Origin of the sequence: Sphingobacterium sp. JB170, assembly GCF_900163865.1 — a bacterium.
Classification (GTDB): Bacteria; Bacteroidota; Bacteroidia; order Sphingobacteriales; family Sphingobacteriaceae; genus Sphingobacterium.
Window position 1 is genome coordinate 32,558 of sequence record NZ_FUKU01000013.1, and the last position, 13,772, is coordinate 46,329.

At 47.5% G+C, this 13,772-nt stretch carries 6 protein-coding genes; 1 reads left to right on the forward strand and 5 read right to left on the reverse strand.

Annotation, left to right across the window (positions count from 1 at the left end; translation table 11 throughout):
* Positions 1-39: 39 nt before the first annotated feature.
* The 3 genes from FM107_RS01580 to FM107_RS01590 form a co-directional block, all read right to left on the reverse strand.
* The gene (locus FM107_RS01580; protein WP_086946763.1) at positions 40-3,336 is read right to left on the reverse strand and encodes a glycosyl hydrolase; all 3,297 of its coding nucleotides are present in this window, start codon (positions 3,334-3,336) and stop codon (positions 40-42) included.
* Between the two features lie 69 nt (positions 3,337-3,405).
* Complete coding sequence (locus FM107_RS01585; protein WP_086946764.1) at positions 3,406-5,034, reverse strand: RagB/SusD family nutrient uptake outer membrane protein; 1,629 nt, start codon at positions 5,032-5,034, stop codon at positions 3,406-3,408.
* 23 nt (positions 5,035-5,057) lie between these two features.
* Entirely contained in the window at positions 5,058-8,207 is a 3,150-nt protein-coding gene (locus FM107_RS01590; protein ID WP_086946765.1) for a TonB-dependent receptor, read from the reverse strand.
* A 769-nt stretch (positions 8,208-8,976) separates the two neighbouring features.
* On the opposite strand from FM107_RS01590, the gene hflX reads away from it, so the two are divergent.
* On the forward strand, positions 8,977-10,167 hold the full coding sequence (gene hflX, locus FM107_RS01595; protein WP_086946766.1) for a GTPase HflX: 1,191 nt from the start codon (positions 8,977-8,979) through the stop codon (positions 10,165-10,167).
* A gap of 389 nt (positions 10,168-10,556) precedes the next feature.
* Here the strand turns inward: hflX and recG are convergent, their stop codons facing one another.
* The gene (recG, locus tag FM107_RS01600) at positions 10,557-12,662 is read right to left on the reverse strand and encodes an ATP-dependent DNA helicase RecG (protein ID WP_086946767.1); all 2,106 of its coding nucleotides are present in this window, start codon (positions 12,660-12,662) and stop codon (positions 10,557-10,559) included.
* A gap of 288 nt (positions 12,663-12,950) precedes the next feature.
* The gene (locus tag FM107_RS01605) at positions 12,951-13,769 is read right to left on the reverse strand and encodes a siderophore-interacting protein (protein ID WP_086946768.1); all 819 of its coding nucleotides are present in this window, start codon (positions 13,767-13,769) and stop codon (positions 12,951-12,953) included.
* Between the last annotated feature and the right edge of the window lie 3 nt (positions 13,770-13,772).

Sequence of the window (13,772 nt, forward strand, 5' to 3'; positions counted from 1 at the left end):
TGTGGTGATCACTTCTGCCTTTCGCATGGCAAAGCGACATCACTTTGTCTTGTATACCTGTAATACGACAGGCCCCATCAACCCAGTGTTGCGTAAAGGAGCCTCTTTATTTGGCCCGGCAACAGTCCATGTCTTTCGCTGATCTTCGGGAAGCCCAGCATCATAAACTAGACGATTGAACCACGTATTAGTAACCGCAATAGAAATGGTATTTTTACCCACTTTAACCATATCGGTAATATTTACGCTGTACGGAGCGGCCCACACTTTGAAAGGTTTTTGATCATTTACGCTCACTGCCGCCACCATATCAACTTCACCGAGCTCCAAAATATATTCCTGATCGGGATCAATTTTATCAATCTCCACCGTATGCATATAGGTCGCCGTACCCGAAAAAGCTTTGCCTTCCTCGGAAATATCGAGGTCCTTCCAGGCTCGCAGCTCGATTAATTCTAACTGCTCGGGAGCTCCCCATCCAGCAGGGAAACTAAGGGTCCAATTGCCAGAAAAAGGCACTGTTGAAACCAATTCTTTTTCTTTAAACTTCCCAGATGTTTCCGCGGATTGATCATTTCGAAATACGACAAAAACTGAACCTGCACGCGCTAAATCAATCTTCACTTGCGTACGATCACCGCTGCGCTCGCTCTGAGCGGGCATGGTTTGTCCAGTTACAGGATCCCAAAGCTCCACATGACCACTGTTTCTAAAATCTAGCGTTCCCGAGACCCCTTGTCCCCGGGGGGCGCTCACAAAATACCAATCAGCGCCTTCAATTTGCCGGTGTGACCAAAGCGCATCACCGCCAGTCACGTCTGGACTTATTTTTAACGCGGCCAGCGCCTCATCTAGCGGCATACCAGCAAGCACATATCCCTCACCAACCCGGTTGATACCTTTAGCGTCTCCTTCTTTCCAGATATTTTTTACTGCCTCTTCAAACCGCTTCTTGCTAGCTTTGCCACCACCAAGCGTGGCAAGCCCTTGTGGTGGATTACCGACCACAGTTGCGCCCTGCTGAATTAGCGATCGTATCTTTTCTAAAGTCTCCGGCAACATGCGTGGCGCATCGGGCAGCCACAGGACGCGATACTGGATTCCTTCTGGCGTGACCAAAAGCCCATCCTTTACGCTTAGGCGATTTAGGAGGACATCGGGGTTACAGTAATCGTATTTAAAACCGTGCGGAAATGGAGCCTTCTGATCAGGCTTATGATTGATCTCATCGCCAAGATACCATAGCACATCCGATACCGGTTTTCCACGCTCAAGCAGGTAGCTACACCGTGCCAGGTAATCTTGAAAATCAGGAACATATCCCCACCACGTTTGCCCGCGCAGAAAGGGCGTTCCAATGTTTGCTCCAAAGGACGACCCAGGAGGCAGAAAAGGGGTTTGCGGATTATGTGTATAGGTATGAAATACAAAATGCGAGACGCCCTCGATACTGTTTATATTAGCGGCCTCTTTGAGGTCCTCGAGGTGTTCATCCCAGCTCAAGCTCATATCGGTAAATGACTCCGCTGCAACGCGCGGTTTACCGTACATTCTTGCGGCAGACGCTGTGGGTTTTATCGGCTTGAAATTTAGCGAACCGACATACCCATCCGACATGGGTAGCCAAAACTCACACATTGGAATATCTGCAAACTTAAAATATTCTAAGATATCGGCAGGAAAGACATCGCCGGGGGCCGTTTCATAGGTGATATACAGATCGTTATCATGCGATAGCTCCGCCATGCGTCCATAAAAATTATTCGTCACCAGGTCGCTAATCGTCCGTCGCCAGTCATACAGAAATCCGGCGGTCGTTTTATGATCTTCCATCACATATCCAAACATTGCTGGAAGCCACTTGCGAAGTTTGTAGCTCGCCACCCGGTTAAACTCCGCTTCCATATCGGACGTCCAGGTCTGCGTGTGGCATTCCCAACTGTCGATCAGCATACCGTTTAGTAGTCCATCAGCCAACGGTCCATTTTGACCGACCAGCCTTCCTATATATCCGGCAAAGTGCGCATTGGCTCCTAACTTAGAAAGTTTGTTCGCCTCCCAGCCCGTTCCCTCAGGAGGAGCAGGACTGTTGCGTGCGCCGGTATTCACATGCCCAATACGCAGTATAGTCCAGTTTCCCTTAGGCGCCGTCCACTTTAAGTTTCCTTGATCATCCATACTGCTCGAAATATCGAGCACCTGCTCAGGCGAGACAAATGCCGCGTCAGATTGATCGGGAGACTGCCCCACGCGCTCAATACTCCGCAACGTCCATCCGGCCTCCGACTCCCAACTGTTTTTACGCGCCGCAGAGAAAAGGCGTAGCGAGGAAAGCTTCATATCGTATTTATTAACAATCGAAATCCGGTATTTATTCACGCCCTCCACTTCTGAACAAGCAAGCGTAATAGGTCGATCGTCTTGCCAATTAGATTGCGGCATATCCGTTTTAAGGATATCTTTTACCTGTCCATCGGGCAAAACGGCCTGTATGCTAACGCTTACTCCTGGCTCATAACACTGTCCATGATTGAAGCTATTGATACTTGGAAACTCCACAGAACGAAGCATGACTGGATCTTCGAAAGTAACTTCAACCCAATGGGGCTGCTCGGGCGTGGTAGGCGAGAACTGAATGGGTGTGCTTGCCTTACCGGCTAAATACGAGTCCCATCGAAAATCCGTATTACTTTCGATCTTCTTAGGAACTAGCGGCTCGCCCGTATCATCAAGTGGTGTAGGAAAAGCGAGAACGGCGATGTCTTTATAATCGCGGTCCACGCCCTTACTGCTTTCAGCAAGCGGTAAAACTTGATTGATAGCGCCGCCCTGCGTGAGGTCCGTTCTGCTCATCGTCAGGTGACGCATCGCATTAGCGGGTTCAATCCAGGGGCCACCTGAGGTTGCCCAACCCGCCGTATTATTCATCACAAACCGCAGCCCCAGACGCTCACACTCCTTTGCGGTATGGCGCACCGCCTCGTCCCAGTGCGGGCTAAGGCTTGTAATCTGAGGTTCCACGCCGGGCCACGGCCCACCAAACTGCCCATGGAAAAGATGGATACCTGAATATCCCGCCTTTGCGATCGCTTCCAAATCTCTAGTGATGCCGTCTTCGGAGACGTTACCACCAATATAATGAAACCAGGTCTCCGGACGATGAACTTTCGAGGGTTTTAAAAACGAATCCTCATCATGCGCCCCAAAGGGTTTATTAATCTCCTCAAGGGATGGTAAAAAAGGTGCTTTGGCAACCTGCGCCACCAACGAGTTCACCGATATAAAGCCTAATAGTACCGCAAAATAATGAGGTAATAATCGTTTTTTAAGTGCCATCTTTTATTGTTTAAACATTTTTTTTAATATCAATTTCCTCGCCTCGGTCTTGAATATAGTCCCTATTATCTAGTAATCTGGATTCTGCTCCAAGCTGTTTAAGCTTTTCTCAATCTCCGCACGCGGGATCGGAAGCCTGTAATGTTGAGTTCTGAAGTCCCGTTCGGCCGATAGTACACTCACCGTATAGGCTTTCTTGCCTCCGGTCTGTTTGACGATAGTCATTTTCAATAGATCAGCATTTTCTGTCTCCTGGGCAATCATCCAGCGCCGCACATCAAAGAACCGATGCTCCTCGAACGCCAGCTCGACCATCCGTTCATTGTGTATTCTTGCTCGAAGCTTTTCGCCTGAATCGGTTACTGGGGGCATCTTAACGCTTAATCGGCTCCTTACCAGATTTAGGTATTCGCGTGCGATATCTTCATTCCCTAATTCGAACTGGGCTTCTGCATAATTTAACAAAATCTCTGCGTATCGAAAATATATCCACGGATTAGTCGGCCGCTCGGTGTTGCCTGTCGGAGGGATATCTTCATTGAGAAACTTCTTCAGCGCGTACCCCGTGAGCGAGGCGTTCCAAGGCTGAATCTTACTTTCTGGAGAGTCTAGTCCACCTTTAAACGTTTCCGTCTGCCGGCCCATCCACATAGACTCATCGTGAAGAATCGTGGCATAAAAACGGGGATCGCGTCCCGAATACGGATCGCTTTGATCATATCCCGATTGCGGATTAACCACTAGCGTACCGCCGGGCTGCGCCGTATATGGACGAAGACCCGTAGCCTTCATCTCATAAGCGTTGACGAGGTTTTGAGTCGGCCCTTGATAGTTACCCCCATCATCGCCATTCCGCCCATTCTTCCAGTTATAGTCCGTAGCGGTAGATTGCGTAAAATAGCGTGCCCATATTATTTCATCGTTTGCCTCTAGAAATAGCTCCTGATAATCCGGGTGAAGGGCGTATGCGCCTAACAGCTCACCTGCAGCATCAGCCGCCCTTTGCCACTTCGCGCGGTCATTAGAAGGGTTATTCAGCTTGCTTGCTGCATATAGTAGAACGCGAGATTTAAGGGCCCGGCAAGCATCGGCCGATGCCCGTCCCAGTCCGGCTCCCGATTGCTTCGCGGGTAAAAGCGCAATCGCTTCATCTAATTCTTTCACAATAAATTCTACACAATCGGCATACGAATCACGAGACAACGTATAGTCTTCATTCAGCTCATATACTTTTGTGATAAGGGGAACACCTCCATAGCGCCATATTAAATTGGCAAAAACGAATGCCCGTAGAAACTTCATCTCCCCGACCATCGCACCTTTAGCATCGCCATCAACCGGGGTTTGCTCAATTTTCGAGAAAAACACATTCATATTTCGAATTTGGCGGAACCCGAGCGACCAATAATTAACCCGGCCCGAGAGCATCGATATATTGTCAGCGCTCACTTCACCTTTCTGCAAAACAAACATATTGCCATGGTTATGTAAATCATACGATTCATCGCTTGCCGCAGCAAAGACATCATCTTCATAACCATGCAGGATGGCATTATAGTTAGCATTGACATATAATTGCACTAACGCTGGATCTGTCCAGGTATCATCCTCCGAGAGCTTGTCCAATGGCTTTAAATCCAAAGTATCACAGGAGGCAAGCGTTGCGAGAATTAGTAAACTATAGATAATTTTTTTCATCTTGATTAAGATTAAACGTAAAGTTAAAAGGTCAAATTCACTCCAAAATTCAACACCCGTTGCGGCGGATAGTACCAAAAATCATGCGTCTCGGGATCAAACCCCATGTCTTTCATACTATCGTAAATCATAAACAGGTTGCTCCCACTGACATTCACGCGGAGCGCCTTGGCTCCAATTGATTCACAGATGTTCAGCGGCAGGTTATAACCGATTTCCAAATTCTTCACCCGTAAAAATCCGGCATCTTTTAGCCAATGCGTAGAAGCGTAAGAGGCGTTTGTACTGGTTGTCCATAACGCCGTACTACCACGCGGCATCTGGGCATCCACGTTCTGTGGCGACCAGCTGTCTTTAGCGCGCCAATCAAGGAAATTACCGAACGTATGGCTCATTACCGGGAACCAGCCACCAAAGTATTGTTTCGCATTCTCCTGCCCTTGTAATAGTATAGAAAGCTCAAATCCTTTATACCCCACGCTCGCATTCAAACCAAAGGAGATTTCTGGCATATTGGTTTGATTAACCCTTATCCTGTCTAGTGAGTTGAGCTCTCCGTCATTGTTTACGTCCTCATAAATCAAATCCCCTGGCCGTGTACCGGGCAAACTCGGTGTTGCATCAACCTGCGCTTGATCTCTAAACACACCAAGCGACTTGTATAGTAATGCCGCGCCGTACGGCCGGCCCGTAGCATACTGGTAGGGTTCGGCAGCAGGCTGCTCATCGGCAAACACCACTTTATTGCGGCTAAAAGAGACGTTACCCGACAGCCGGTATGTTAGTGCATTTATATTATTGGTATGAGAAAGTATCAGTTCAAAGCCCTTATTGTCGACAATTCCAATATTTTCATCGGGCAAAGTTAATCCGGTATATTCGGGTACCGTAGCATTCCGCTTGGTAAGAATATCAGAACGTCGCGATTTGAAATAGTCAAATTCAACACCCAATAAACCGTTCCAGAAATCCGCGTCAAGACCAACATTCCACGTTTTGGCTGTTTCCCAAGTGATGTATGGGTTTGGCACATTGGTTTGGACAAGTCCAGAAACATCATTGTTACCGATCACATAGTTGCTCCCATATCCATAGGTCATCATATACTGAAACGGATCGATAGCGTCGTTACCCATCTTCCCGTACGAGCCTCTTATCTTTAAATTGTCTAAAAAGGACCAATCGCTCATAAACGATTCCTCCGATATTCGCCATCCTAGGGAGACCCCCGGGAAAAATCCAAACCGCTCACCCTTCGGAAATTTTGAAGAACCATCTGCCCTAAAGGTAACTTCCGCCAGGTACTTCTCGGCATAATTGTAATTTATCCTCGAGAACACATTTTGGCGTGCGTCCTGACCTGAAAAGCCGCCATTGGACTGCTTTGTCTTATCGCTGCTCCCCATATTTATTTCGGGCAAGCTGATCGATAAAAAGTCACTTCTACCCGCTTGGAGCGTCGAGTTTTTAATTTGTGTTTGCTCGTACCCCACCATCACGCCTAAATTATGCTGGCCAAATTGCCGCAGATAATTAATTTTAGACGTTACATAGGTCTGGGTAACCGCATAACTAGTCTGATTCAATCTCGCTAATAATGGGCTCATACCAGAGAGTTCTTTGGAATATTCGTCCCCCTGGGTACCACTATGATAAACATAACTCGGGGTCTCGAACACCTTCGTATAAACACCTCCAAAATCATAGCTACCGCTACCATCGATTGATAACCCCTCTACTCCGGGTACATCCCATTTAAAAAACAGAGTACTTTGCGCTGTTCTCGTATCTTCTTGCTGATATCCCGCATTATCGTTCACCCAGTTATGTACGTTTTCACTTCCCCGGAGTGGCTGCATGTAATCCGTCCCAGGCCAAAACGGTTGCCAATTGGGCTGGTACAAATAGATGTGGCTGTTCAGCTCGTTGTTACTTCGGAAAGGATAATGCCGATCGTCGATACGTCCTGACACATTTAAACCAACACTAAGATTGTCGGTGACTTCCACGTCCACATTGGAACGTAAGTTATATGAACTGAATTTGGTCGTACCGTCATTATATTGCCCGGACTGCGAAAGCTGCCCGAAGGAAAAGTAATATTTGGAACGATCGCCCCCACCCGAAACCGATACATTTCCGCGATGCTGCGGCGCTCCCGATCGCACTAAATACGAATACCAGTCCGTATCGGGGTAATCCGGGTCACTACCATCTTTATATTTTTGCAATTCCTGCTCGGAGTGTAGCGGTTCGCGTCCTTCGTCAACCTCGATGTTATTTGATATTTGCGCAAAGGTATAGGCATCCGCCATTTTAGGATTCCTGGTCGGTTGACTGAAGCCTTGATTAAACGAAAAATCTATAGTCGGCTTTCCAGACTTACCTCGTTTGGTTGTGATGAGTATCACGCCGTTCGCAGCACGCGACCCGTAGATCGCCGCCGAGGCGTCTTTCAGCACAGATATCGTTTCAATATCATTCGGGTTTATTTGCCCTATCCCGCCGCGCTCTATCCCATCGACGATAACTAGCGGGCTTGTTGCGCCGGTTGTTCCTCGCCCTCTAATCATAATCGAAGGGTCATCCCTGCCTGGTTCTCCGCTGCGACTATTGATAGTCACCCCTGGCAAACGTCCTGCGAGCGACTGGGCAACGTTTGCCGCGGGGCTTTTAACCACCTCGTCCCCCTTTACCGAAACCACGGAACCCGTTAAAGTTGCCTTTTTCTGCGTTCCATAACCAACCACGACGACTTCATCGAGCCCTTGCAGATCCGCCATCAACGTTATCTCAAAAGTGTCCTTATCCCCCACTTCAATCTCTTGTGCAATGAAGCCCGTATAGGAAACCCGTATAACGGCGCTTTCCTCAACTTCTAGCGAAAAATGTCCATCGGCGCCCGTCATGATCGCGCTCTGCGTACCTTGTTCTAAAATAGTTGCCCCTACAATCGGAGCTCCCTGTTCGTCTATCACCACGCCAGTGATCACACGTTTGGTTTGAAAATTAATATCGTTTAGCTTGGAGGAGATACTATAATCAGTAGCCTTAGCAGAAAGTGTAATCCCTGCGTAGAAGACCAGCATGACACTTAGCATTGTCATATTTAACGTCTTGACTTTCCTGTACCTCCCGAGCACAGGGAAAATTCGACGGTTTCCTTTTTTCATAATTTGTGATTAGTTTAAATGGTCCAATAAGTTTCCTAATAATTGGCGGATCAAACCGATTAGTCGGAAAAAACATCAAGTGAAGAAATCAGTAAAAAAAAATACCCATATATTTAGTTAGCATTATTACTCGCGTTAAAAAGTAGGCGGTACCCTATTAGGCATTATCTTGGTATTAGACACCGCGATTCTTACGTTAATCAAAAGTACATCTGATCTGATCCACTTAAAATGCAGATAATGATATTTCATTTGAACTTTTTGATATCACGAGTGATCACCACTTTATAGTTCGAAGGGAGGCGTACACCCAAGCAAAGGTGACGCAGATGTTATTTGGCTACCCAGAAGTAGCAATAAAATCATTCCGCCAGCGCCAGCTCTCATCGTCTGTTTTGCTAAATAACCAACAGAAAAATCCTCCCACGAAACCACAATTTATCCAGCGTGAACTCCAATGGGTCTAGATCATAGATTTCCTTCACATTAAATCGGATCAGCTCTAGGAAATTAACATCTCATCTCTTACAATGACGAAGACGCTAGATTCGGAGAAGCGCGGTATCCTAACCACTCAAACGTACTTAAATCAGCCGCTGAAATTATTCCCAAGGGACAAAAAAGAAGTCTACTTGCCACATGAGCACATTTTCGTCGTTCCTCGATGAATACAAGCGTGTTTTTTAGTGTCTACTCTCGGGTAATAAGTTCCCAAAAAAACAATTACCTTTGTCTTACTGTTTGTTAAAGAACAGCATTAAAACAATACATGGCAGTACCAAAAATTTACGACACGGAGGTAAGACGCGAAACAGCAATCCTTGTTTCGGTAATCACTCCAGAAAATACAGAAACTAAAGCAAAAGAGTACCTCGAGGAACTCAAATTCTTGGTGGAAACCGCAGGAGGAGTCACTAAGGGAGTTTTTACGCAGAAACTCGCTTACCCAGACCGCACGACGTTCATCGGTAGTGGTAAACTGGAAGAGATAAAACAACACGTCATTGCTGAGGATATCGACATTGTGGTTTTTGACGACGAACTCTCCCCTTCCCAGCTACGGAATGTGGAGAACGAGTTACAGGTTAAGATACTCGACAGATCTAACCTGATCCTTGATATCTTCGCTAAGCACGCCAAGACAGCTCAGGCAAAAACACAGGTTGAGCTCGCTCAATTGCAATATTTGCTTCCTCGTTTAACACGCATGTGGACTCACCTTGAGCGTCAGCGCGGTGGTATCGGTATGCGCGGACCAGGGGAAAGTCAGATAGAGTCCGATAGGCGGATGATTTTAAACAAGATCTCTGTCCTAAAAGAACGCTTAAGAACAATTGATAGACAAAACGAAACGCAGCGTAAAAACCGCGGAGAACTCATCCGTACAGCGCTCGTTGGTTATACGAATGTGGGTAAGTCAACGATCATGAACCTGATTTCTAAATCAGATGTCCTAATCGAGAACAAGCTCTTCGCGACGCTCGATACAACCGTGCGCAAGGTCGTAATTGACAACCTACCGTTCCTCATGTCAGATACCGTTGGGTTCATCAGAAAGCTTCCTCACCACTTGGTGGAATGTTTCAAATCCACCCTTGATGAAGTTCGTGAAGCCGACATTCTGATCCATGTGGTTGATATTTCGCACCCCAATTTTGAAGATCATATTCACGCAGTAAACGAAACACTAAAGGAGCTTGGCGCCTTAGACAAACCTATAGTAACCGTGTTTAATAAGATTGATGCCTATAAGCCACCTGTCTCGGAAGATGAAAACGGGGAAGAGATCAAAGTCACGCTAGCGGATTTTAGAAGCTCTTGGATGGCAAAAAATGCGGATCCAGCAATATTTATCTCTGCCACCGACAAAGTGAATGTGGAAGAATTCCGCGAAAAGCTGTACGAGATCGTAAAAGAACGGCACATTCAGCGTTATCCCTACAATAATCTGTTGTATTAGCAACGTACGTATACTGTGCGCTCGAAAAAGCTCAACAAGAAAACCGCACAATTTTCCGCTGCGTCTTTCAGGAGTATAACGCACTAGCAATTTAGAGACGGATTCCCATTGGGTTAAATTAGAATAGATTAAGGTGAAGGAAATAGCCTACTGACGAATAGAGCCGTTGATAGGGTTGACTTGGCGGTCTCCGCGCAAGAACGCATGCGCACATTATCCGGACTATCTTCGATTAACGACGATTTCTATCTTTTACGGTGAGGGGTCAAAATAAACATCGCAAAAATTGCGGCGAATAATCCATTTATTTACCGCACAAAAGTTTAGTGAGTGGTCAAGTAAATCATTCCATTGCCATGGGACATTCCACACGCGCTATTCGAATGGACTTAAGAAATTTTATCCCATGAAATTCCGGGACTCTTTTGGTTAAGGTAGTCTGTTAGCATTTGATTCTTCGGTAGGCTGAGGTTCGGATCCTCCTGAAATATCGCAATAACACGGTTTCGCGCCTCATTCAAGACGGCCTGATCGGTCGCCAGATTGGCTATTTTCATCTCTAAAATCCCCGACTGCTGGGTGCCCGAAAGATCTCCCGGCCCACGCAGTTGCAGGTCCACTTCGGAGATCTCAAAACCGTCCGAGGTGCGCACCATAGTATCAAGGCGGGTTCTTCCTTCTTTTGACAACTTGTTTCCCGACATCAAAACGCAGTAGGACTGCTCTGCGCCACGGCCTACCCTGCCGCGCAACTGGTGAAGCTGCGAGAGACCGAAACGTTCCGAATTTTCTATCACCATCACCGAAGCATTAGGCACGTTCACCCCTACCTCAATAACGGTCGTTGCCACCATAATCTGCGTCTGTCCTTTCACAAAGCGCTGCATCTCGAAATCCTTTTCCTTGACGGTCATCTTCCCGTGAACAATGCTTATTTGGTAGGTAGGCATCGGGAATTCACGCTGCAAATTTTCAAGCCCCGCCTCCAGGTAGAGTAAATCGAGCTTCTCGCTCTCTTTGATCAGCGGAAAAACGACGTATATCTGCCGTCCCTTAGCAATCTCCTGCCGCATGAAACCAAAAACACGTAAACGCTGGTTTTCAAAAAAATGTACCGTCTTAATAGGCTTACGCCCGGCGGGAAGCTCATCGATAACCGAGATATCAAGATCACCATACATCGTCATCGCCAGCGTCCTGGGGATTGGAGTAGCCGTCATCACCAGCATATGCGGAGGAACGACATTCTTTCGCCACAGCTTTGCCCGCTGCTCCACACCGAAGCGGTGCTGCTCATCGATCACCACAAAGCCTATATTTTTGAACTTTACTTTGTCTTCGATCAGCGCATGGGTACCAATTAAAATGTCCAAGCTTCCTTCCTCGAGCTCCTGATGGATAACGCGCCGCTTCCTGGTGGGGGTTGACCCCGTAAGCAAGCTAACCCGCGCGATGCCCTCGCCCAGCAAAGCAGTAATTCCCGCATAATGCTGCTGAGCCAGAATTTCTGTTGGCGCCATCATGCATGCCTGATAACCGTTATCGATAGCGATCAACATGCTTAATAGAGCGACTACGGTTTTACCCGAGCCTACGTCCCCCTGCACAAGGCGGTTCATTTGCGCGCCGGTATTCGTATCACTTCTAATTTCTTTGACCACGCGCTTTTGGGCCCCTGTGAGCGGGAAAGGCAATCGTTCATTAAAAAAGGTATTGAACCGCTCGCCTACCGCGCGAAAACGGTGCCCCTTGTATTTTAGGGTGTTTAGCTGCTTATTGCGAAGAAGTCGCAATTGAATAAAGAACAGCTCTTCAAACTTTAGCCGCCGCACGGCTGCGTTTAACTCCTCGCTATTTTGCGGAAAATGGATAGCAAGCAGCGCTTTGGGGTAACTCAAAAGTTTATGCTCGGTAATTATCGCAGCCGGCAGCGCATCGCCAAGCGCGCGGTATACCGTCTCCAGAGCCGTCTGCTGCAACTTTTGGATCCCTTTGCTATCCAGATTAAATTTTTTAAGCTTCTCGGTCGAGGAGTACACAGGCTGCATCGTCTGGTTGCCGACTTTCTTTTCGCCCGAATTCAAAAGCTCCATCTCGGGATGGGTGACCGATAGCTGCCCATTAAACTCGTTAGGCTTTCCGTACATCACATACACCGCTCCGACCTGCAGGTTCTTTTTGAGCCAGGTTAAGCTCTGAAACCAGACCAGCTCAATGCTGCCGGTCTCATCACGAAACTGCCCTACAAGGCGCTTTGCTCGTTTCTCTCCTTTCTCCTGCAGACCGGTAAGGCGCCCCAAAACCTGAGCGCCGATCATGGCCGTGTGAATCGTATTTATTTTGTGGAACTCCGTGCGGTCGATATAACGAAACGGATAGTACTGCAATAGATCGCCAATAGTAAAAATCCGCAGCTCCTTTTTGAGCACATCGGCCTTCTGGGGGCCTACGCCCCGAAGATATTCTATTGGTGTTATTACAGATAATTCAGCCATTTTTCTCTTTCGCTGACTAAAATAACAAATTTATAAGAAGTAGTGTAAAACCAGTTCTTCGTTTGCGTGGATTGGATGTAAACTACGACTAGTCGTAAGTACCATACTTCTTTTGCACATTTGGCTTATCAGGATAAGACGTAAACACCCTCGTAAGGGGCTTTCAAGTAAACGAGTGGAGCGAAGTTAAGACGTCTACCAACTCGAAGGAAGGATTTGCTATGACGCTAGAAGCCCAACCCATCAGCTTGGCTGTGGGGGGGAGTCGTCCACTAGCGCCTCTGTGCCCTACTGTTCGTGTTTTTCTTCCCTGCGCTCATTAGCGGACTTATCTTCTGCCGATCCGGCCTTCCAGTAGGAAAATGCATAATATTGTTTTGGCCCCCAGCCTAGTGCTTGCTTGAAATAGCTGCGTATCGCTTTGACCGAACTATATTCGCACGCTATGTAAGCAAAGCTCTCCTTGTCCGCTGGAAGGGCAAGCTCTCGAACTGTCTGAGCCAGCTTGCTGCCTACCTGAGGGTTCGCGTTAATCAGCCACGTAATTTCAAAGCCCGGATGCACCAGCTCGGGGTGAATATCATCTTGGCTAGGCACTTCAACTATACATCGTCCTTTGGCATCCCGTGGCAAGCTCTCCAGGATACAGCAAATAACCGGAATACCTGTTGCATCGCCTACAAGCAAGAGCCAGCCCGTACCCTCTGGGTAATGTACTGTTGAACGTATCTTCATAGCGATCCCCAGTTCATCGCCCACCCTCGCGCTACGTGCCCAGGCCGAAGCCGGGCCGCCTTCACCATGGTCAACAAAATCGATGATCACCTCCCCCGACGCCGCGTCCATGCCACGGTGCGTATAGGTGCGCACGATAGGCTTTATATTTTCGCCGGGCATCACCCATTCCCCTTTTTCCCCGTCAAAAATGGCAAATTCCACCTTCTTTTGCCCGGCAGGGGGGACAAAAATCTTGTTATTCGCTCCGGGACTACACTGCTCAAAGCCACTAGGCTCATCACTAGTAAGTTTCACGCGGATATAATGCGGAGTAATGCGGCTCGTGCTGCTCACCCTAAATACATGTTTTGATATCGTTGGCTTTTCCATCTT

What these genes read in the sequence shown, in the direction of transcription:
- FM107_RS01605 (WP_086946768.1), bottom strand. Translation starts at nt 13,769, where the DNA reads ATGGAAAAGCCAACGATATCAAAACATGTATTTAGGGTGAGCAGCACG.
- FM107_RS01590 (WP_086946765.1), bottom strand. Translation starts at nt 8,207, where the DNA reads ATGAAAAAAGGAAACCGTCGAATTTTCCCTGTGCTCGGGAGGTACAGG.
- FM107_RS01585 (WP_086946764.1), bottom strand. Translation starts at nt 5,034, where the DNA reads ATGAAAAAAATTATCTATAGTTTACTAATTCTCGCAACGCTTGCCTCC.
- recG (WP_086946767.1), bottom strand. Translation starts at nt 12,662, where the DNA reads ATGGCTGAATTATCTGTAATAACACCAATAGAATATCTTCGGGGCGTA.
- hflX (WP_086946766.1), top strand. Translation starts at nt 8,977, where the DNA reads ATGGCAGTACCAAAAATTTACGACACGGAGGTAAGACGCGAAACAGCA.
- FM107_RS01580 (WP_086946763.1), bottom strand. Translation starts at nt 3,336, where the DNA reads ATGGCACTTAAAAAACGATTATTACCTCATTATTTTGCGGTACTATTA.